The 21,360-nt window shown below is 40.6% G+C and carries 18 protein-coding genes and 1 pseudogene; 7 read left to right on the forward strand and 12 right to left on the reverse strand.

The window, feature by feature from the left end:
• Nucleotide 1: 1 nt before the first annotated feature.
• Nucleotides 2–715 (reverse strand): pseudouridine synthase, encoded by a 714-nt coding sequence (locus F975_RS09590; protein WP_004752742.1) that lies wholly within the window; start codon nucleotides 713–715, stop codon nucleotides 2–4.
• Nucleotides 716–839: 124 nt separating this feature from the next.
• Here F975_RS09590 and F975_RS09595 point away from each other — a divergent pair, with 124 nt between their 5' ends.
• Nucleotides 840–1,295 carry a DUF441 domain-containing protein gene (locus tag F975_RS09595; RefSeq protein WP_004752744.1) on the forward strand — a complete coding sequence of 152 codons (456 nt, stop codon included), beginning with the start codon at nucleotides 840–842 and terminating at the stop codon, nucleotides 1,293–1,295.
• Nucleotides 1,296–1,356: 61 nt separating this feature from the next.
• Here F975_RS09595 and F975_RS09600 read toward each other — a convergent pair whose 3' ends face one another.
• Entirely contained in the window at nucleotides 1,357–2,277 is a 921-nt protein-coding gene (locus F975_RS09600; protein WP_004752747.1) for a LysR family transcriptional regulator, read from the reverse strand.
• A gap of 127 nt (nucleotides 2,278–2,404) precedes the next feature.
• Here F975_RS09600 and metE point away from each other — a divergent pair, with 127 nt between their 5' ends.
• Nucleotides 2,405–4,690, forward strand: a complete 2,286-nt coding sequence (metE, locus tag F975_RS09605) for a 5-methyltetrahydropteroyltriglutamate--homocysteine S-methyltransferase (RefSeq protein ID WP_004752749.1) — start codon at nucleotides 2,405–2,407, stop codon at nucleotides 4,688–4,690.
• 169 nt (nucleotides 4,691–4,859) lie between these two features.
• Here the strand turns inward: metE and F975_RS09610 are convergent, their stop codons facing one another.
• Both F975_RS09610 and tkt read right to left on the reverse strand, forming a co-directional pair.
• Entirely contained in the window at nucleotides 4,860–6,092 is a 1,233-nt protein-coding gene (locus tag F975_RS09610) for a chloride channel protein (protein WP_004752751.1), read from the reverse strand.
• Nucleotides 6,093–6,243: 151 nt separating this feature from the next.
• A complete protein-coding gene (gene tkt, locus F975_RS09615; protein WP_004752753.1) occupies nucleotides 6,244–8,232 on the reverse strand; it encodes a transketolase in 1,989 nt (662 codons plus the stop codon).
• A gap of 390 nt (nucleotides 8,233–8,622) precedes the next feature.
• Here tkt and metK point away from each other — a divergent pair, with 390 nt between their 5' ends.
• On the forward strand, nucleotides 8,623–9,789 hold the full coding sequence (gene metK / locus F975_RS09620; RefSeq protein WP_004752755.1) for a methionine adenosyltransferase: 1,167 nt from the start codon (nucleotides 8,623–8,625) through the stop codon (nucleotides 9,787–9,789).
• A 65-nt stretch (nucleotides 9,790–9,854) separates the two neighbouring features.
• Here the strand turns inward: metK and F975_RS15505 are convergent, their stop codons facing one another.
• A complete protein-coding gene (locus F975_RS15505; protein ID WP_004752757.1) occupies nucleotides 9,855–10,097 on the reverse strand; it encodes a hypothetical protein in 243 nt (80 codons plus the stop codon).
• A 191-nt stretch (nucleotides 10,098–10,288) separates the two neighbouring features.
• On the opposite strand from F975_RS15505, the gene F975_RS09625 reads away from it, so the two are divergent.
• The gene (locus F975_RS09625) at nucleotides 10,289–10,468 is read left to right on the forward strand and encodes a hypothetical protein (RefSeq protein ID WP_004752760.1); all 180 of its coding nucleotides are present in this window, start codon (nucleotides 10,289–10,291) and stop codon (nucleotides 10,466–10,468) included.
• A gap of 48 nt (nucleotides 10,469–10,516) precedes the next feature.
• Here the strand turns inward: F975_RS09625 and F975_RS09630 are convergent, their stop codons facing one another.
• The gene (locus F975_RS09630) at nucleotides 10,517–11,059 is read right to left on the reverse strand and encodes an FxsA family protein (protein WP_034425928.1); all 543 of its coding nucleotides are present in this window, start codon (nucleotides 11,057–11,059) and stop codon (nucleotides 10,517–10,519) included.
• 251 nt (nucleotides 11,060–11,310) lie between these two features.
• A pseudogene (locus F975_RS16025) lies at nucleotides 11,311–11,492 on the reverse strand (hypothetical protein).
• A gap of 190 nt (nucleotides 11,493–11,682) precedes the next feature.
• Here F975_RS16025 and ruvC point away from each other — a divergent pair.
• Entirely contained in the window at nucleotides 11,683–12,228 is a 546-nt protein-coding gene (gene ruvC / locus F975_RS09635) for a crossover junction endodeoxyribonuclease RuvC (protein WP_004752762.1), read from the forward strand.
• Nucleotides 12,229–12,239: 11 nt separating this feature from the next.
• Here ruvC and F975_RS09640 read toward each other — a convergent pair whose 3' ends face one another.
• Complete coding sequence (locus tag F975_RS09640) at nucleotides 12,240–13,715, reverse strand: bifunctional ADP-dependent NAD(P)H-hydrate dehydratase/NAD(P)H-hydrate epimerase (protein WP_004752763.1); 1,476 nt, start codon at nucleotides 13,713–13,715, stop codon at nucleotides 12,240–12,242.
• A gap of 19 nt (nucleotides 13,716–13,734) precedes the next feature.
• On the opposite strand from F975_RS09640, the gene queG reads away from it, so the two are divergent.
• The gene (queG, locus tag F975_RS09645) at nucleotides 13,735–14,835 is read left to right on the forward strand and encodes a tRNA epoxyqueuosine(34) reductase QueG (protein WP_004752764.1); all 1,101 of its coding nucleotides are present in this window, start codon (nucleotides 13,735–13,737) and stop codon (nucleotides 14,833–14,835) included.
• 231 nt (nucleotides 14,836–15,066) lie between these two features.
• On the forward strand, nucleotides 15,067–16,062 hold the full coding sequence (gene bioB, locus F975_RS09650) for a biotin synthase BioB (protein ID WP_004752765.1): 996 nt from the start codon (nucleotides 15,067–15,069) through the stop codon (nucleotides 16,060–16,062).
• A 60-nt stretch (nucleotides 16,063–16,122) separates the two neighbouring features.
• Here the strand turns inward: bioB and F975_RS09655 are convergent, their stop codons facing one another.
• The 4 genes from F975_RS09655 to F975_RS09670 all read right to left on the reverse strand — a co-directional run bounded on the left by F975_RS09655 (nucleotide 16,123) and on the right by F975_RS09670 (nucleotide 21,178).
• Nucleotides 16,123–16,332, reverse strand: a complete 210-nt coding sequence (locus tag F975_RS09655) for a hypothetical protein (protein WP_004752766.1) — start codon at nucleotides 16,330–16,332, stop codon at nucleotides 16,123–16,125.
• Nucleotides 16,333–16,973: 641 nt separating this feature from the next.
• Nucleotides 16,974–18,107 (reverse strand): glutamate 5-kinase, encoded by a 1,134-nt coding sequence (proB, locus tag F975_RS09660; RefSeq protein ID WP_004752767.1) that lies wholly within the window; start codon nucleotides 18,105–18,107, stop codon nucleotides 16,974–16,976.
• Nucleotides 18,108–18,124: 17 nt separating this feature from the next.
• Nucleotides 18,125–19,333: an Obg family GTPase CgtA gene (gene cgtA / locus F975_RS09665; protein WP_004752768.1), complete on the reverse strand. Its 1,209-nt coding sequence runs from the start codon at nucleotides 19,331–19,333 to the stop codon at nucleotides 18,125–18,127.
• A 387-nt stretch (nucleotides 19,334–19,720) separates the two neighbouring features.
• Nucleotides 19,721–21,178 (reverse strand): glyceraldehyde-3-phosphate dehydrogenase, encoded by a 1,458-nt coding sequence (locus F975_RS09670; RefSeq protein ID WP_004752769.1) that lies wholly within the window; start codon nucleotides 21,176–21,178, stop codon nucleotides 19,721–19,723.
• Nucleotides 21,179–21,360 lie beyond the last annotated feature (182 nt).

Here is a 21,360-nt window from a genome sequence, read left to right on the forward strand (position 1 = left end):
TCTAATTTTTGGTACGCACTGTTGCTAACTCAACCTGTTCAGGCGTGAGATAAATCCATTCACCATGTTTAAGTTCTTCTGGTAATGCAAATTGCCCTACCCGATGGCGATGCAATTCGATGACTTTATTGCCAACTGCAGCCATCATACGCTTGACCTGATGATAAACCCCCTGATGAATGGTCATGTGCAATTCATGCTCGGATGTTTGTTGGAGCTGTGTGGCTTGAAAAATTCCTTTTTCATTGCGTAGTTCAACGCCTTGTTCTAAAGCCTGTATTTGCTCTGGAGTAATCGGGTCGGCTGTGGTCAGCCAATATTCTTTATCGACATGTTTTTTAGGATGAGTTAGTGCCTGTAAAAATTTACCATCATCAGTCAGCAAAATTAAACCCGTCGTGTCCTGATCCAGTCGCCCGACGGTCTGAATACCACGTTCGCGCAAATATTCTGGAAACAGTTCGAAAACGCTAAAATGATATTGTGCTTGATGTGAACATTCATAACCTTGTGGTTTATTTAACGCAATATAGACCTGTTCACGATAACGGCATACTTGCTCTCCAACTTGCAGCTCCAAGTCTTGCGGATCAAATTGGGTTTTGAGTTGATCACAAAGCTCGCCATTGACTTTAACCAGACCTCGCTGAATCAGGTTCTGGCATTTTTTACGTGAACCAAAGCCTTGAGATTGCAAAATTTTTTCCAACAGCACTAGATGATCTCGATATTTTTAAATTGTGGTATTTTACGCAGTTTTTAGGAAATAATCTCGATTTATGAAAATTCCGACTGTTTCAGTTAGAATGCTTGGTTATTGAACCAACTGAGAACTGCACATGACTTCATCTTTGGATTTAAACTTAATTGCGTTAATTGTGCTTCTTGCTTGCGGTATTCTTAGTCACAATTCCTCAGTGACCATCGCCAGTGCCTTACTGATCGTGGTTCGCATCTCCCCGCTTGATCAATATTTTCCATTTTTACAAACGCATGCTCTCAGTATTGGGATCACCATTTTAACGATTGGTGTACTGACACCGATTGCCAGTGGCAAAATTCCAGGAGAAATGATTTTAAAATCATTTGTGAGTTATAAGTCTATTTTAGCCATTGTGATTGGCTTATTGGTCGCTTGGCTCGGTGGTCGGGGAGTTAAACTCATGAGTAATCAACCCGATGTTGTTGCAGGCTTACTCATTGGAACTGTGGCTGGGGTAGCTTTACTGCGTGGTGTTCCTGTAGGCCCATTGATTGCAGCGGGAATGTTATCTCTATTGATTAACCACTCGTAAAATCATGTAAATATTATGCTCTCAAAAGAGAGCATAAACTGAATCCATCGAAATGCATCATTTAAGAAGAATAATAACTCGTTCTTTTTTGAGAAAATTTATCCAACTGTTTTAAAAAACCTTCAAAATAATTTTTCTCTTTCTCTTCTGTACGAAACCCTGCATACAAAGTACGGCGTAAACCTTGTGGAGAAACGCAGTCTAAACGGCGACTGGTCACCCAACCTTTCTGTTCGTATTCATTCACCACCCAGTCTGGCAATGCCGCAATCCCCCGTCCACTTGCCACCAGTTGAATCAACATTTGGGTGAGGTCGGTAGTACGGATATTTTTAGGCTGAATGTTGGCAGGAATAAACAGGTGCGACATGATATCTAAGCGGTGTTTATCGACTGGATAAGTAATCAGAGTTTCTTCCGCCAACTCTTGTACGGTAATACGATCCGCTCGTACCAAAGGATGGGTATTTGACAAGACCAGACGAGATTCGTATTCAAAAATTGGGAAATATTCAATGCCCTTAAGCGCAATTGGATCTGCGGTAATCAGCAAATCAAACTCACCGCTTTGCAGTAATTCATGCGGGTTTGATTCAAACGCTGAAGCAAAGTCCAAGTCAACATCAGGATATTGCTGACGATACTGGTTGAGCAGTGGCATGAGCCAGTCAAAACAACTATGACACTCTGATGAAAAAATAATCCGCCCCGTTTGTCCATGCACAATACGGGTAATGTCACTTTGGGTAATCTGAATCTGCGGCAAGATATCATCAGCAAGTTTTAATAACCGCTGTCCGACATTGGAAAATTGTACAGGGCGGCTACGGCGATTGACCACTTCTACGCCATACCACAAATCTAACTCTTTCAACTGATGCGAAATCGCAGAAGGTGTCAGGCACAGATCATTGGCTGCAGAAACCAGTGAACCATGCTCTCTTAAAGCAATTAAAGTTTTTAAATGTCGAATTTCTAACATACAGCAATCTTAAATTGAATTTAATTCACTATAACATGAAATTAATTAGTTTGCTTCAACATGAATTCTATTCCACTATTATTTCATCAAATGAATTTTATTAATATATAATTTCAGGTAATCTTCCATGACCATTCAAACTCATATTTTAGGCTATCCGCGTATTGGTGCAAAACGCGAACTTAAATTTGCCGAAGAAGCATATTGGAAAGGCGAAAGTACCCAAGCTGAATTTTTAAGCAAAGCACAAGCCATTGAAGCAAGTAACTGGCAAGCGCAAGTCAATGCAGGTTTATCTTTATTGACTGTGGGCGACTTTGTATTTTATGACAGCATTTTAACTCATGCTGTGCACTTAGGTGTAATCCCACCACGTTTTGATGAAGCAGCAAAACTCAACACAGTCGATCAACAGTTTTATTTGGCACGTGGCCGTGCACCTGCTTGTACAGACGTCGCAGCACTGGAAATGACCAAGTGGTTTGACACCAACTATCACTACTTGGTGCCTGAATTTATAGCCAACCAAACATTTAATGCTAACTTTTCTGACTTGTTTGCTCAAATCGAGCGTGCCAAGGCATTCAACACACCATTAAAAGTAGTTGTTCCTGGCCTACTCACCTTCCTGTATTTATCTCGTATTGTAGATGATCAGCAAAAATCAGAAGCAACGCATGTATGTGGTTGTGGTGCAGAACACAAAGACATTGCCGCAGATAAAGCAACTTTACAATTTGTAGATGCTTTAATTCCTGTTTATGCAAAACTTTTTGATGAATTAAAAGCGCGTGGCGTAGACTATGTTCAAATCGATGAGCCGATTTTAGTTCTGGACTTGGCATCTGAATGGCAAGCCGCATTTGAACGGGTTTATAACCTGTTACAACGTCGTGATGGTTTAAAATTGATTGTCACCACGTACTTTGAAACTTTAGGTACTAACCTGAATTTAGCAGTCAATCTTCCTGTAGCTGGTTTACATATCGACATTACCCGTGAAAAAGTAGGCGAATTTTTCTGGAAGAAAGTAATTGACCAACTGCCAACCCATAAAATCCTGTCTTTGGGTGTAATCAATGGTCGTAGCGTCTGGGCAAGTGACTTACCTGCACTGAATGAAGTGGTTGAAACAGCGAAAAAAGCGCTTGGTGATCGTCTATGGTTATCAATGGGTTGTTCATTATTACATGTTCCTGTCGATTTAAACTCTGAACAAGTGCCTGCTGCAATTGATGGTAAATTAGCATTTGCCCGTCAAAAACTCGATGAGCTGGTGGCTTTAGCAACGGGCAACATTTATGCCAATGAAAAACTCAACAAAACAGCTCTATCAGCATTTGAGTTAGTCGGTCAATCTCGTCCAGAACCATTTGCAGTACGCTTCAAAGTTCAGCAAGAGAAATTCAACTTACCGTTGATTCCAACCACAACCATTGGTTCATTCCCGCAAACCTCTGAAATCCGTGCAGCGCGTGCCGCGTGGAACAAGGGCAATTTGTCCAATGCCGACTATGAAGCAGCCATGAAAAAAGAAATCGCCTATGCGATTGACCAACAGGAACAACTTGATCTTGACGTTCTTGTCCACGGTGAAGCTGAGCGTACCGACATGGTTGAATACTTTGCAGGTTTATTAGATGGTTTCTGGTTGTCTAAGTTTGGTTGGGTACAGTCTTACGGTAGCCGCTGTGTACGGCCACCTATCATCGTGGGTGATATCACTCGTCCAAATGCAATGACTGTAAAATGGATCAAATACGCCAATTCATTGACGGACAAAATCGTCAAAGGCATGCTAACTGGGCCTGTCACGATTTTGAACTGGTCTTTCCCACCACACCGTACACGACGTGAAGTCTGCTTACAGTTGGCCGAAGCGATTCGTCTGGAAGTCGCAGACCTGCAAAATGCAGGGATTGAGATTATCCAGATCGACGAAGCTGCATTCCGTGAAGGTTTACCACTTCGTAAAGCAGACCAAGCTGAATACTGGGATTGGGCAGTTAAATCATTTAAACACTGTTCAAGTAGCGCCAATGTGGGTACACAGATCCATACTCACATGTGTTATTCAGATTTCAAAGACTGCTTACCCCAAATCACTGCAATGGATGCCGATGTCATTACCATCGAAACTTCACGCTCTGGCTTGCAATTACTTGAAGTGTTCCATCAGCAAGATTATCCAAACGCGATTGGACCAGGTGTATACGACATTCACAGCCCTCGCACACCAAGCGCTGACAACATGCGTACAGTCATTGATGGTGCATTACAAACCATTCCTGCCGAACGTCTATGGGTGAACCCAGACTGTGGTCTGAAAACCCGTAACTGGGAAGAAACTCGTGCTGCATTGAAACAACTTGTAGACATGGCAAAACAGGTTCGTGAAGAACTTGCTGCATAATAATAAAAAACAATAAGATCAAGTGTCTAAGTTCGCTTAGGCACTTTTTAGTGTTTGAGAATCACTAATTTTTTCAATCATAAAACATCAAAACAACTGATCAATACAACACACCTTTTTTGTTCTTCTTTTGATTTCTAATGTGCTTAAAATATTACATAAAATCCAATTATTTATATTCAGAATAATCAGGTTTGTGAATACGATACAAACCACAATTCCCTGAAAATAAATAAGCTAACAAACAGGTAATGACCGCATAAATAGACACAGAAGTTCCAAATAATTCAATCGCCAAGACAATTGAGGTCAACGGCGCTTTACTCGCACCAGAGAACAAACTCACCAAGCCCAAGCCTGCCAACAAAGACAGTGGTAAAGGCAAAAACTGACTCAAGCCATTACCTAATGTTGTTCCTACAAAAAATAATGGCGTAATTTCTCCACCTTTAAAGCCTGAACCTAAGGTAATCGCAGTAAAGACTGTTTTGTTAATAAAATCAGTCATCGGCAATGGCATTTGAAATGACGCAATAATCGTTGGGATACCCAAACCATTATAATGTTGATGACCTACCAACAAAGTCAGCAACATAATGATGATACCGCCAAGCATCGGGCGAAATGGCATAAAAGTGACATACTTGGCAAAAAAATCACCAACTGTATGAATCGCCACGATAAAGAAACGTGTCACCAAGCCAAAGATTAAACCTGCAACAATTAAGCTTAAAATGACAGATAAATTGAACTCAGGAAAACTGGCAATTTTATAAAAACGATGTGGATGCAAGATGTGAAAAAACTCAGGTACACTTGCCGCAACAATAGAAGAGACAAAACAAGGAAATACAGCGGAATAACGCAAACTGCCTAATGCCGTAATCTCCAGACCATAAATCGCACCTGCCAATGGCAAACCAAAAATAGCTGAAAAACCAGAACCAATACTGGAAATCAGAAAAATCTTGCGGTTATCTTTGGATACTTTAAGCAACTGGGCAATATGATCAGTCAATGCCCCTGAAAGCTGGACTGCAGGTGCTTCCCGTCCTGCTGAACCACCAAAAAACTGGGTTAAAATCGCAGTAAAGAAAATCAGTGGACTCATGCGTTTGGGAATAAAAGAGCGAGGCTCATGAATTTCATCAATCAGTAAATGCGTACCCCGTTCAATGGGTGTGCCATAGCGATAAAATAAAAAACCAATTCCCAAACCAACAAAAGGTAAGAAAAAAATTAACCAGGGATACGCTGTCCGAACTTGGGTTGCAAAATCAAAACAGGTAAAAATGAGCGTAGATGCCAAACCCGAAATTAACCCGATCACTATCGATGCAACCAACCAATACAGTGAATATCGAATAATTTGCTTATATTCAGAAGAAGGGAAAATTTTCATTGTGGTCACATGCTGCAAAGCAGCGATTTACCAAGAGGAGTTGAGTATGGGGCAGCTATTTTAGCATGAGTTATTTTGATTTGAGTTGGCGTTTTTAACCAAACGAAAAAAGCCCTGAATGATTCAGGGCTTTTTTCAGATATACGATAAATTATGCAGTCAATTCATTTACTGCAGCAACAACAGCATCACTTGTAATTCCGAAGAATTTAAACAAATCTTTCGCTGGTGCAGACTCACCATAAGTCGTCATACCAATCACTTTGCCGTCTAAACCAACAAACTTCCACCAGTAGTCGACATGTGCCGCTTCAACTGCAACACGCGCACGCACGGCAGCAGGAAGTACAGCTTCACGGTATGCCGCATCTTGCTTCATGAACTCTTCAGCACATGGCATAGAGACTACACGTACACCTTCAAGTTGAGCATAAGCTTCCATTGCCAAAGCAACTTCTGAACCAGTCGCAATGATGATGGCTTTTAACTCGCCTTTTTCTTGAGCAAGAACGTAACCACCTTTCGCAGCATTTGCAATTTGTTCAGCAGTACGAGTTTGGAATGGCAAGTTTTGACGAGAAAGGATCAACGCTGTTGGGCCATCTTTACGAACCAAAGCAGATTTCCATGCAATCGCAGTTTCAATCGTATCTGCAGGACGCCATGTATTTAGGTTTGGCGTACCACGTAAAGATGCAATTTGCTCGATTGGCTGGTGTGTTGGACCATCTTCACCCAGACCAATAGAATCATGCGTATACACATGGATCACACGTTGTTTCATAAGTGCAGACATACGCACAGCATTACGTGCATATTCCATAAACATCAGGAATGTTGCTACGTAAGGAATGAAACCGCCATGCAACGCAACACCGTTGGCAATTGCAGTCATACCGAACTCGCGTACACCATAATGCACGTAGTTACCCGCAGCGTTGTCTTGTACACCTTGGCAACCTTTCCAAAGTGTCAGGTTAGAACCTGCCAAGTCCGCAGAACCACCCAACAATTCAGGAAGTAATGGGCCAAAGGCTTGTAAAGTATTTTGGCTTGCTTTACGTGTTGCAATAGTTTCTGCTTTTTCATTGGTTTGAGCAATGAACGCATCCGCTTGAGCTACAAATTCAGTAGGCAAATCACCCTCAATACGGCGAAGTAATTCTGCTGCTTCAGTTGGGTATTTTGCTTGGTATGCTGCAAATACAGTATTCCAAGCTGCTTCTGCTTGAGCACCCTTCTCTTTGGCATTCCATGCTGCATAAATATCAGCAGGAATTTCAAACGCAGCTTCTGTCCAGCCTAAAGCTTGACGAGTTAATGCAATTTCATCATTACCCAATGGTGAGCCGTGGCAATCTTCTGTACCTTGTTTATTTGGTGAACCTAAACCAATAATGGTCTTACAGATAATCAGCGTTGGTTTATTGGTTTCAGCTTTCGCTTCAACCGTTGCTTGACGGATTGCAGCAGCATCGTGACCATCTACACGTAGAACTTGCCAGCCATATGCTTTGAAACGTTGTTCAGTATCATCGCTGAACCAGCCTTCAACTTCACCATCAATTGAAATGCCGTTGTCATCGTAATACGCAATCAATTTACCAAGTTGCAGTGTACCTGCCAAAGAACATACTTCGTGTGAAATACCTTCCATTAAACAGCCATCACCCAAGAAACAGTAAGTGAAGTGATCAACAACGGTTAGGTCTTCTTTGTTGAATTGAGCAGCCAAGGTTTTTTCAGCCAAGGCGAAACCAACTGCATTCGCAATCCCTTGACCTAAAGGACCTGTAGTCGTTTCAATGCCTGGTGCATAACCATATTCTGGATGACCTGGAGTTTTAGAATGTAACTGACGAAATTGTTTCAAATCTTCAATTGAAAGGTCATAGCCTGTTAAGTGAAGCAAAGCATAATGCAACATAGAACCATGACCATTCGATAATACAAAGCGGTCACGGTTTGCCCATTGTGGGTTGGTCGGGTTATGTTGTAAAAATTCACGCCAAACCACATCGGCGATATCTGCCATCCCCATTGGCGCACCAGGATGCCCTGAATTAGCTTGTTGCACTGCATCCATCGCAAGTACACGAATTGCATTTGCAATACGACGTTCGTTTAAAGGGGTTGTCATAGGTCAGAATCCAAAAATTGAATGTTTAAAGAGAAATAAGTGAATTAAATATTCAAGACCCGACTATTGTCTTAAAAAAATGAAGGTGGGTAAAGCCTATTGCTGATGAATTCAACAAATCCCATGAAATTCTTTAGCAATTCACTCAGATTACATACAATCTGTAAAAAATCCAGCTTATTCACTTAGTAACTATAACAATCTGTTTTTATTCTAAAATCACAATTTCTTAAATATTTCAAATAACTTATCAGTTTTGCGAATGCTGAATATCAGTAAAAAGAAACCTCTTTTGCAAGAAATTTATTCAATTTATTCAGGTTTCTCTAGTCGTATCGTGCTAGTCGAGGTAACATATTGCGTCTTTAAATTTACTGTGATAGGACTTTCATGCGCGAGTACGCTGTTTTTACTTCGGAATCTGTAAGCGAAGGTCATCCAGATAAAATGGCCGATCAAATCAGTGATGCTATTTTGGATGCAATTTTAAGAGAAGACCCATATGCGCGGGTGGCTTGTGAAACATTAGTAAAAACGGGTGCGGTTGTACTTGCGGGTGAAATCACAACCACTGCCAATGTCGATGTCGAAGCGATTGTGCGTAAAACAGTCAATGGTATCGGCTACCATCATTCAGATCTTGGTTTTGATGGCTCAACCTGTGCTGTTATTAACATGATTGGTAAGCAGTCTCCTGAAATTGCACAAGGTGTTGACCGCCAAAAACCTGAAGATCAAGGTGCAGGTGACCAAGGTTTAATGTTTGGTTACGCAAGCCGCGAAACTGATGTGTTAATGCCAGCGCCGATTTCTTATGCACACCGCCTCATGGAACGTCAGGCTGAGTTACGCCGCTCTGGTACATTACCTTGGTTGCGTCCAGATGCAAAAAGCCAAGTGACTTTTGCTTATGAAAATGGCAAACCTGTTCGCCTAGATGCAGTTGTACTGTCAACACAACACGATCCTGAGATTTCACAAGCAAACTTAAAAGAAGCTGTGATTGAAGAAATCGTGAAAAAAATCATTCCTGCTGAAATGTTCCATGCAGGCACCAAATTCCACATCAACCCAACAGGTATGTTTGTGATTGGTGGACCAGTGGGTGACTGTGGTTTGACAGGTCGTAAGATTATTGTCGATACCTACGGCGGTATGGCACGTCATGGTGGTGGTGCTTTCTCTGGTAAAGATCCATCTAAAGTTGACCGTTCTGCAGCTTATGCAGGTCGTTATGTTGCAAAAAATATTGTTGCGGCAGGCTTAGCTGATAAATGTGAAATTCAAGTGAGTTATGCGATTGGTGTTGCAGAACCAACTTCGATTTCGATCAACACATTTAACACTGCAAAAGTAGATGATGAATTGATCATTGCTTTGGTTCGTGAGCACTTCGACTTACGTCCATACGGTATTACTCGCATGTTAAACTTGATCCAGCCAATGTACAAGCAAACAGCAGCCTATGGTCATTTTGGTCGCCAAGGCTCTGACACTGCATTTACATGGGAAAAAACTGACAAGGCTGAAGCACTTCGTCAAGCTGCTGGTCTGTAAGCGTAAATGTAAATACAGTTAAACCTAAAATAGCTCGCTCTCGGCGGGCTATTTTTATGCCTGCTTTAATTTATTGTTTTTTTGCCTGAATTTAACAAATCTGTAATCGTCTTTGACTCAGGCTCAACTGGGTGATTATTAAAATAAAGTTTGCCTAGTGTGATTCCCAACGCAATCACTACTCCAGCAACACAACAAAAGAACCAGAAACCAAAAGGGCTGCGAATATTGTGAGAGCCACAATTTGGACAGGTGTTATCCGTTGCGCGAACAACCTGATTACAACATGCACAGCGATATTGATACATTACCTCCCCCTTTTAATTCAGATGAAGCAATTATGTTCAAGCCATTTTTTGATCATAGTCACAGAATAAAATTGCTTCAAGATATTTTTATGAATTTATTCGAGCAAATTATTCAAAGATATTATTTATAGAGTTCGATGTATTCTCAGTTTAAAATAACGTCTTTATCGCAATCCAAACATCTCTAGCTTATGGAAAAACTTATTGTTAAAGGCGGCTTTCGTGAACGCGCCAATCGCCAGCGTAAATATCAAAATTCGGAAAATCAACAAACAACCCTACAGCCACATCGCTATACAGTAACTGATCAAGCGCCTGCTACACCAAGCAAGACTGAAACGGCTGAATCAGAGACAAAATCTGAACAATAAAAAACCGAATCCTCAAGATTCGGTTTTTAGAAAATAAATATAGATAATTTAGCTTTTCTTTACATCTTTCATTTCAATTTTTTGGCGATCTGGACTCACTTCGCGCGCTTCACCATCAATAACACTAGAATCATGTGAGCTACTGCCTTGCATATTCTGCATTTGGCGCATTAAATCTGCAAAAGGGTTTTGAGCGTTCTGTTCGCCTCCCATCATCTTATTCATCATGGCTTGTTGGCGTTTTGCCATTGCTGACATTAGTGCATTGACCAACAGTTTTTGTACAGGCGGTAATAACACCAAAACAGCGATCACATCAGTGATTAATCCAGGAATCATCAACAAGATGCCTGCAACAGCAACAGCGATTTTACGTGTCACAACAGGGTCTGTCGCAAGCTGTCCTGTCATTTGCAATTGCTGTAACTGTGGCATAATGGTAGCTGCACTTGAGCGCAACAACTTAAAACCAATAACAAATGCAATGATGAACCAGAAAAACACATACCATCCACTAATGAAATGTGCCACACCAATCCATACCGCAATTTCAAGTATTGCACCTATCAGCACAGCTAGTATTAAGTTCATGAAATTTAAGTTAATCCTTTCAAAATAAATCAGATATACTGCTTTTTTCAAGCTATCTTTTAACAATATGGGCATTCTTTTATTTTTAAAGCCCTAACGATTTAGAATTATTTATTTTTACAAAAATACGGTCTTTTTAAACTTGCATAAAAATAAAGAGCAATCCAATCAAAATTCATGAATTGCTCTCTATTTATTTTGATACTCATCCACCCACTTATGGGAGATTCCAGTAAAAGCTTGTTTCTGACCTAGCAACGGCCTTTTTTCGCTTGTCCTGGAGGACAGAAACCTCTATCTCCATCATCATAACCACCGCTATATAGGACGCATGATCAGGATCGACCACAACACTTCCCGCTGGGGTATATACAGCACAGGCAGATAAAGACAAAGTGAATATCACACCTAAACCGAAAGGTATTTGTTTTATTTACCTAGCCTTTTGATATTTTATTTTTATGTGATGTAATATTTACTCATAATAATCAGTATTATTTCGTTACTTATCTAAATCTTAGGTATTACAGAACTACAAATCGCTACGGTTTTCAGCAGATTCAACTGCATAAATAATCATGAAACCCTATAATAAAAAATGTTTGTATAACACAGTGAATAGAATGTCATTAATTATTGGTATCGATCCTGGTTCTCGCCTAACTGGTTATGGAATTATTGAACATCAGGGTAGCCAGCTAAAATTTGTCGATGCGGGAACGATTCGCACAGAAACCCAAGAAATGCCCGAACGTCTAAAAAGAATTTTTGCAGGGGTTGAACGTATTGTAAAATTTCATGGCCCAACTGAAGCTGCTGTTGAACAAGTTTTTATGGCACAAAATCCTGATTCAGCACTCAAACTTGGGCAAGCGCGTGGTGCAGCCATTGCCGCTCTCGTCAATCTTGATTTGCAAGTTGCCGAATATACTGCCCGCCAAATCAAACAATCTGTGGTTGGTTATGGTGCTGCGGACAAAGAACAAGTGCAAATGATGGTCATGAGACTTTTAAAACTCGAAATTAAACCTCAAGCTGATGCTGCCGATGCACTTGCCGCAGCAATTTGCCATGCTCACGCTTCAGGTAGCATGAGCAAACTTGCAGTACTGAATGCTTTAGGGGGCATGGCTCGTGGGCGTAGCCGCTATAGTTCTCGTCGCCGCTAAATCGTTTATAGTTACTGAGCAACATTAACAACCTGATACACAGCCTGTGGCATGTGAGAGGCTTGAATCCCTCGCATGCCCTGTTTTGCAAGTAGATCTCCCGCCTGCGCATGCAAAGTCACCACTTGATGTAAAGCAACCTGCTCATGTAACTGTGCTTTTAGCCCTACGATCATGCCTGCTAACGTATCACCCATTCCACCTGTTCCCATGCCTGCATTACCTGCGGTACATACCCAGAGTTGCTGTTTTTCCAACACCAAACTTCCTGAACCTTTGAGTAACCATTGCCCTGAGAATTTGGCAGCTAATGCCTGGATTGCAGCTACTCGATCCAACTCTACCTCTGCACTACGACAACCCAACAAACGCGCAGCCTCACCAGAATGTGGAGTCAAATAGACCCGTTCAGACAGCCTGATTGGTTGTTCTGCCAAGAACCATAAAGCATCTGCATCCAAAACTACTTCTAAATGCGTATGTTGTAGCAAAGGCTTAAACCATGCCTGAAATATCTGCCTTGACCAATCATCTCGCCCAAGCCCCATCCCCAAACAAACGGCATCAACAGCTTGTAAAGTTTCATTAATTTTCTCAGCAGTAAAAGCCTCAATATCTCGTACCATTACATTTGGAGCACGTGCCAGTATGGCTGAATGATGTCGCCGATGACAAATTACACTCACCTTGCCTGCACCCACCGCAAAAGCAGCTTCGGCCGCCATAATGACTGCGCCGCCCATATCAGCATGCCCACCAATCACCAAAGCATGCCCATAAGTGCCTTTATGCCCAAAAGCCTGTCGCGAAGGTAAATTAATGATTGTTGGTGATAACTGCGCTAAAGCATTTAACTGTGAATCGGGTGGAATCAGGGAGAGTAATTGTACCTGCCCTGAAAATTCTTTGCCCTGCCCTGTAAACAATCCAATTTTATAACCTAAAGCAGTCAAGGTCAGATCGGCTTTAATGGCACAAGGTAAAGGCTGACCTGTATTGGCATGTAAACCACTGGGGATGTCGATACTGATTTTTAGCCCAGAGCATTGATTAAACCGCTGAATAGCCTGCTGCCAATTCTGATTTAGCTCACGATTTAGTCCGATACCAAACAAAGCATCGATATGAGCATCATAATGATTTGCTACATTAAAATGTGTATATAAGTTTTCAACTTTATCTTGTGCATACAAAAATGCCTGTTGCAATGCTGGAGAGTCACCACGTTCAGCCGCATAAATATCAACCTGATATCCCTGCTCTGCCAAGTAAGCAGCAATAAAATAACCATCTCCTGCATTATTGCCTGTACCGCACCAGACTGCGATACGTTTTATCATCTTAGACTGCTGTGCAAAATAACCCAGTAACTGTAAATGGCTCTGCCATGCAACCTGTTTCATCAAGCCCAATGCGCTATTATTCTGAGCAAACCAGCGTTGCTCCCATGCTTGAATTTCACGGCTATGGTACACTTGCTGCTGCATGTTTATTCCCCTTGTTGTTATGTCATCCACCATACCACTTCAACAATTTGATCCACAAGAATTAAAAGCATGGATTAAAGCTGAAGCTTTAGCACTTGGCTTTGCTGATTGTGTTATTGCCAAACCTACTCGCCAAGACAAAGAAATGCCGCGGTTTTTAGAGTATCTGGAGCGTGGCTATCATGGGGATATGCACTATTTAAACGACAATTTAGATAAACGCGCAGACCCGATCTTATTGGTACCTGGTACACAAAGCATTATTTGTGTACGTATGAATTATTTGGTTGAAACCCCGAAACCTCGTTATGTGCCTTTTGCCCCCAACAGTGCCATTATTGCCCGTTATGCACGTGGGCGTGATTATCACAAAGTCATGCGTGGGCGACTCAAGACTTTGACACAAAAAATCCGTGATCGTGTCGGTGACTTTGAAGCCCGACCTTTTGCTGACTCTGCCCCGATTTTTGAAAAGGCTATTCATGGAAGTGCAGGTATGGGCTGGACTGGCAAACACACACTACTGATTCAAAAAAAATCAGGGTCTTTTTTTGTGTTGGGTGAATTATTCACTTCACTCGACTTACCTGCTGATCCACCGACAACTGCTCATTGCGGCTCATGTTCAGCTTGCATCGACATTTGCCCAACGCGAGCGATTGTTGAACCTTATATGCTTGATGCACGTCGTTGTATCGCTTATTTAACCATTGAGTATAAAGGGATTATTCCTGAAGAATTTCGTGAAGGCATTGGTAACCGTATTTTTGGTTGTGATGACTGCCAACTTATTTGCCCGTGGAATAGTTTTGCCAAAATTACTCCAATTGAGGACTTTCATCCACGGCATGGACTTGATCAAGCATCCTTACTTGACCTTTGGCTATGGGATGAAGCTACATTTTTACAATGTACAGAAGGTAGCCCTATTCGGCGGACAGGATTCCAAAGTTTTAAACGCAATGTGGCGATTGGTTTAGGTAATGCACCTTATGATTCTGAAATTATTCAAGCTCTAGAACAAGGTAAAAACCTGCATGATGACATTGTCAATGTACATATCGACTGGGCAATTCAGCAACAACTTAAAAAAGCCACTTCAACGCATTTTTTTAAATAACAAAATATAAGATGAATAAACTTCTTCATTCCAGATTGGATCATTTTTCATCAAAATAAAAAATCCAACAGGTAAATTCGAGGTTTTTGCAATGATCTTGCAATCAATCGCTTTAAATTCACAAAAGATAAGCAATCAAATTTTTTAACAAATTTTGGAAAGTTTTGCCCTGTTGTTTTTATATGAACGAGTTAATATCATGTTATTAACTTGATGCACAACAGGGCGATTATGCACGTGAGAAACGATTGGACTCGTGAAGAAATCCAAAAGCTATATGAACAACCTTTTCTAGACTTGGTGTTTGAAGCTCAGCGTGTTCACCGCGAGAATTTTTCTGCCAATACTATTCAAGTCAGCACTTTACTTTCAATTAAAACAGGGAAATGCCCTGAAGACTGTAAATACTGCTCTCAGTCTGCACATTATGATTCTAAATTAGAAGCTGAAAAACGTATTGCTGTTGATAAAGTGATTGCTGAAGCTAAAGAAGCTAAAGAATCTGGTTCTTCACGTTTTTGTATGGGTGCAGCATGGCGTAACCCACATGAACGTGACATGCCTTATGTGTTAGAAATGGTTAAAGAAGTGAAAGCGCTTGGCATGGAAACATGTATGACTTTAGGTATGCTCAACCAGTCACAAGCTGAACGCTTACGAGATGCAGGTTTAGACTACTATAACCACAACCTAGACACGTCTCGCGAATACTATAGCAATATCATCAGTACACGCACCTTTGATGACCGTCTCAACACGTTAGACCACGTACGCAACGCAGGTTTAAAAGTATGTAGTGGTGGTATCGTTGGTCTAGGCGAACAAAAACAAGACCGTATTGGTTTGCTGCATGAATTAGCAACCCTGCCAATCCACCCTGAATCTGTGCCAATCAACATGCTTGTTCCAATTGAAGGCACACCACTTGAAGAAGTTGAAAAACTTGAAGTGACTGAATGGATTCGTACCATTGCGGTTGCACGTATTATCATGCCAAAAAGTTATATTCGCCTATCAGCAGGCCGTGAGTCACTGTCTGACACTGATCAAGCAATGGCATTTATGGCAGGTGCAAATTCACTGTTCTCTGGTGAAAAACTACTGACCACACCAAATGCAGGCGAAGGTCGCGACAAGGTCTTGTTCAGTAAATTAGGTTTAGTTGCGGAAAAACCAAAACTTACTGCGGCTGAACTTTCTGTCGATGCAATGACTGAATCAGCTTAAAATTCAAAAATAATTTAAAGAGGTGATTTATACGTATAAATCACCTCTTTTTTTCGCTTGTCAGGAAGTTACTAAAATTCCATACTTTGCGGTTAAATACATTCCTACACGAATCTGATCAACACCCGCTGCATGCGTCACAGTTAGTTCTTGCTGTTGTACATCAAAATGTAATTCATCAAAACATTCCTGATGCTGCAATAACCACAACATCGTGTCTGTAATATTTTCATCGACAATATATGTATCTGCCTGAAAATCTTTCATCATTTTTTCTCTTTTACCCAACGACACTACAACCGTATTTTATCGGATGATTCTCACAAGAAATCAATCTCATTTTTTAAATATCACACATAAAAAAACACCATCGGTAAAGATGGCGTTGGAAAACTGATATAATCTTAAAATATATTTTATATATATGTTAAATTGTATTAATATTTTAATTTCAAATATATTTTCAATAAAATATCCATAGACATAAAAGTAGCATGGGTTTTTTATAAAAACAATACAACTTAATAATAAACTTAAGATAACACATACTAAATTTTATATTTTAGCACCTAAAATAATCTTGTATCAGAACCAAATATTAAAAACAAAGTATTGATATTAAATAATATTATAAAAAATAAAAGTTAAGACTAATCATCAAAATAACACTTTTCAATATATTTGTAACAAAAAAATATCCTTGTTTGCTTCGTATTAATAAATACCATCACAATATTATTTATCTTTATAAAAATGCTAAAAAATCAAATCATTAACTACAAAAACACAATACAATGCACATAAATTATTACAGATAACAATATAATCACACTCTTCCTAATATTTTATTATTTTTATTTATTTCATAAAAAAGCCCACCAAAGTGAGCTTTTTTAAAACAGCAAAATTAATTAATAGATTGCCATATGGTTACGATGAATCATTTCCAAAGAACGTGCTTCACCCAGAACTTGAAAAACCTTATCCGATGCTAGGCCTTTGACAATATCTGCAGAACGAGAACTAAAATTCACACGACCTACAGCAACACGCTGCCCATTCGTATCGACGCATTCAACCACATCACCACGGTCGAAATGCCCTTCGATAGCTTTAACACCTACAGGCAACAAACTACGATGTTTTTTCTTAATCGCTTCTATCGCGCCATCATCAATCACTAGACGGCCTGCGGTTTGTAGATGTGCCGCAAGCCATTGTTGATGAGCGGTCATGCGGTCATTGTCTGTCACAAACAATGTTCCCAACATTTCACCAGACATAAGGCGCGACAACACCAGATCACTGTCACCACTTGCAATCAGCGTTGGACAACCTGATTTTGCTGCTAAACGTGCTGCACGAACTTTGGTGACCATACCACCACGCCCAAGCAAACCACCACCACCTGCCATTTCAAACAAGCTGTCGTCTAACGCACGGACGCTCGAGAGCAACTTAGCATTTGGATTGGAACGAGGATCTGCATCGAACATGCCTTGCTGATCTGTCAAGATAATCAATAAATCAGCATGCACCTGACCTGCAACCATAGCGGCCAAAGTATCGTTATCACCAAAACGGATTTCATCGGTAGATACCGTGTCATTTTCATTAATGACTGGAATCACGCGCCATTCGATCAAGTGTTGCAATGCATCACATGAGTTTAGATAACGACGGCGATCTGCCAAATCATCATGAGTCAATAACACCTGTGCCGTCTGAATGTGGTGTTTTTCAAGAACACTTGACCAAGTCTGAATCAAACCCATCTGCCCAATAGCAGCGCAGGCTTGTAGACTTGGCAAATCTGTGGGTCGTGCGGCAAGTTTCATGCGTACCATGCCTTCTGCTACAGCACCAGATGAAACCAGAATGATTTCATGCCCAGAACGATGCAAATCGGCAATTTGACTTGCCCAATGAGAAATTGCATCGAGGTCCAAGCCCTGACCATTTGCTGTAAGTAAAGAAGAGCCGATTTTCACAACGATACGTTTACAGCCAGTTAGCTGACGTTGCCCATTCACCACTTCAATCATTATGTCCTCAGTCGTACTTATCGTACGTATATCACTTCTACTTCGTCGTCTTCTTCATCGTCATCATCAAAGTCATCATCATCACCTTGACGTTGTGCTCTACGCATCGCACGATATGCTTCTTTAGCAGCCAATGTTTGCTCACGTGTTTCAGCTTCAAGCTGATCACGAAAGGCTTTCATTTCTGCTGCATACTCAGGATCTTCAACTTCACGCTCACGCTGTTGTTCAATCTGATCCATCAAATAGTACACAACTTCTTTGGTACCTTCCTCAAGCAACCCTGATGTTCTAAATACAGGTCCGTGCCAGTCCAGCTCAGTCAAAATATGCTGACACCATTCTTCACGGTTTTCTTCATCGATCTGATCAAGTTTGTTCAATACAAGAACGACTGGCAACTTAGCCAAAGTTGGAGAGAATTTTTTCAACTCAGCCGTAATCGCTTTGGCATTATGCGCAGGATCTGAGCCATCAATCGGTTGTACATCAACAATATGCAACAGGATACGCGTACGTGCCAAATGTTTCAGGAAGCGAATCCCCAAACCTGCGCCTTCTGCTGCGCCTTCGATCAACCCTGGAATATCAGCCATAACAAATGAGCGATGACGGTCAGCATCAACCACACCCAAGTTTGGCACCATCGTGGTAAATGGATAATCAGCCACTTTTGGTTTTGCTGCAGATACTGCTCGAATAAAAGTTGATTTTCCTGCATTTGGCATACCGAGTAAGCCAACGTCAGCAAGGACTTTCAACTCTAGGCGAATTTCACGGAATTCGCCTTTAATTCCTGTGGTAAATTTACGTGGGGAACGGTTGGTTGATGATTTAAAATGGGTATTCCCTAAACCACCATCACCACCTTGTGCAACAAGCACACGCTGACCATTTTCAATAAGGTCACCAATAATGTCACCAGACTCTGTATCTACAATAGTTGTTCCAACAGGAACCTTTAAAATAACGTCGGGCGCGCCACGACCAGCACAGTTTGCACCAGAACCATTTTTTCCACGTTCAGCGCGGAATTTACGGGTATATCGATAATCGACCAAGGTACTGGTGTCAGTATCAGCCTGAATATACACGCTGCCTCCACGACCACCATCCCCACCATCTGGACCACCAAATGGGACAAATTTTTCACGGCGAAAACTGGCTACGCCATTGCCACCGTCGCCAGCATCTACGGTAATGACTGCTTCATCAACAAAGCGCATTGGCCAATCCTCTAAATCTCTAAAACCGTCTATTCTGCCATATTTTAATAAATTTCTCGAATAGAAAAATGACACAATTGGTTTTTATCGTTATTACAACTCAAATTTTCTTATGTTGAAGAATAAATTCAAGATTTTGTTCAATTCACAATAAAAGAACATCGGAAAACTGAAGCTTCAATTAAACATGGTGATTTAAATTACATCTGCCTGCATTACAATTAGTACAGGATAAATTATTTGGCGAATCTGCCACAGATTAATAAGTAAGGTATTTTATATCGCGCAGCAGACAACAATAAAACTCGCTCAACTTCACACATCACTAACCTAAAATCGCAAATAAAAACCCAGTCAAAAGACTGGGTTTTTGTACAATAACAACAATTATGCTTGAGTTGTACTTGGAACTTTAGGGTAGCTAATACCACTCATTTGTTCAGCAATACGTAACACTTGGCAACTATAACCCACTTCGTTGTCATACCATACATAAGCAGTTAAACGGTTGCCAGAAACGATTGTTGCTTGCGCATCAAAAATACCTGCGCTGCGTGAACCGATAAAGTCGCTTGAAACCACTTCAGTCGAGTTGGTATAACCAATTTGACCTTGTAAGTTTGAATTGATGGAAATTTGGCGAACATATTCGTTCACTTCGTCACGATCAATTTCTTTATCTAATGTCAAGTTCAAGATTGCTAAAGATACGTTTGGTGTTGGAACGCGTACTGAGTTACCAGTCAACTTACCTTTCAATGCAGGCAATGCTTTCGCAACTGCTTTTGCTGCACCTGTTTCAGTAATAACCATGTTCAGCGTCGCAGCACGACCGCGGCGATCTGCTTTATGATAGTTATCAATCAGGTTTTGGTCATTGGTAAATGAGTGAACAGTTTCAACATGACCATTAAGAACTTTATATTTGTCGTCTAATACTTTCAACAACGGCGTGATCGCATTAGTTGTACAGCTTGCAGCAGAGATGATTTTGTCTTCATCTAGGATGTCTGCTTGGTTTACACCAAACACCACGTTTTTCATCTCGCCTTTACTTGGTGCAGTCAATACAACACGTGCAACACCTGCACATTTCAAGTGTTGAGCAAGACCTTCTGCATCACGCCATTTACCTGTATTGTCAATTAACAATGCATTTTCAATACCGTATTGTGTGTAATCAACTTCTGCTGGGTTAGATGCATAAATTACTTTAATGAAGTTACCATTGGCAATAATTGCTTCGTTTTCTTCATCAACTGAAATTGTGCCAGCAAAAGAACCGTGAATTGAATCACGACGCAACAAAGATGCACGTTTTGCTAAATCACCATCTGAAGTTTTACGTACAACAATCGCTTTTAGGCTTAAACCACGACCAATACCAGTTTGTTCGATGATTAAGCGTGCCAAGATACGACCAATGCGACCAAAACCATAAAGAACAACATCTTTAGGTTCAACTTCAGTAGCACGGTTTTGAATTGCCTGTACAGCATTTGCAACAAAGGCGTCTACATCACCACCTTTTTCTTTGTATTCTACAGCGAGTTTACCAAGATCAACTTCGGCAGAACCAATATTGTCGATTTTTGCTAATGCTTCTAAAATCGGGAAAGTATTAACAACAGACAATTCAACATCTACAATACGAGTACGACGATGTGCTTTTAAAATCTGAATCACTGAACGGTTAACTAAAGCGCGACCATATACAGAAGTGACGATGTTTTTTTCACGGTACAATTGACCGATTAAAACAATCATTTTTTCTGCGATTTCTTCGCGGTTCTTCCAGCGACCCTGATGTTCTGCATGTAGAGCGACAATCGTTTCTTTGCTCACAAGTACGTCCTCAAATTATAGAAGTGTTTATCGCGGATAATTTTAAAGGAAAACTGAGCAAGTTTAAATTAAAATAACGATAGTATTATCATAAAAAGATTATACTATCGTCATATTCATAAAAAAATATTATATATTTACAAAAAAAATGAATATAAAACTCATCTAATTAGTTGAATTTA

It is taken from the genome of Acinetobacter brisouisimilis, from assembly GCF_000368265.1.
Classification (GTDB): domain Bacteria; phylum Pseudomonadota; class Gammaproteobacteria; order Pseudomonadales; family Moraxellaceae; genus Acinetobacter.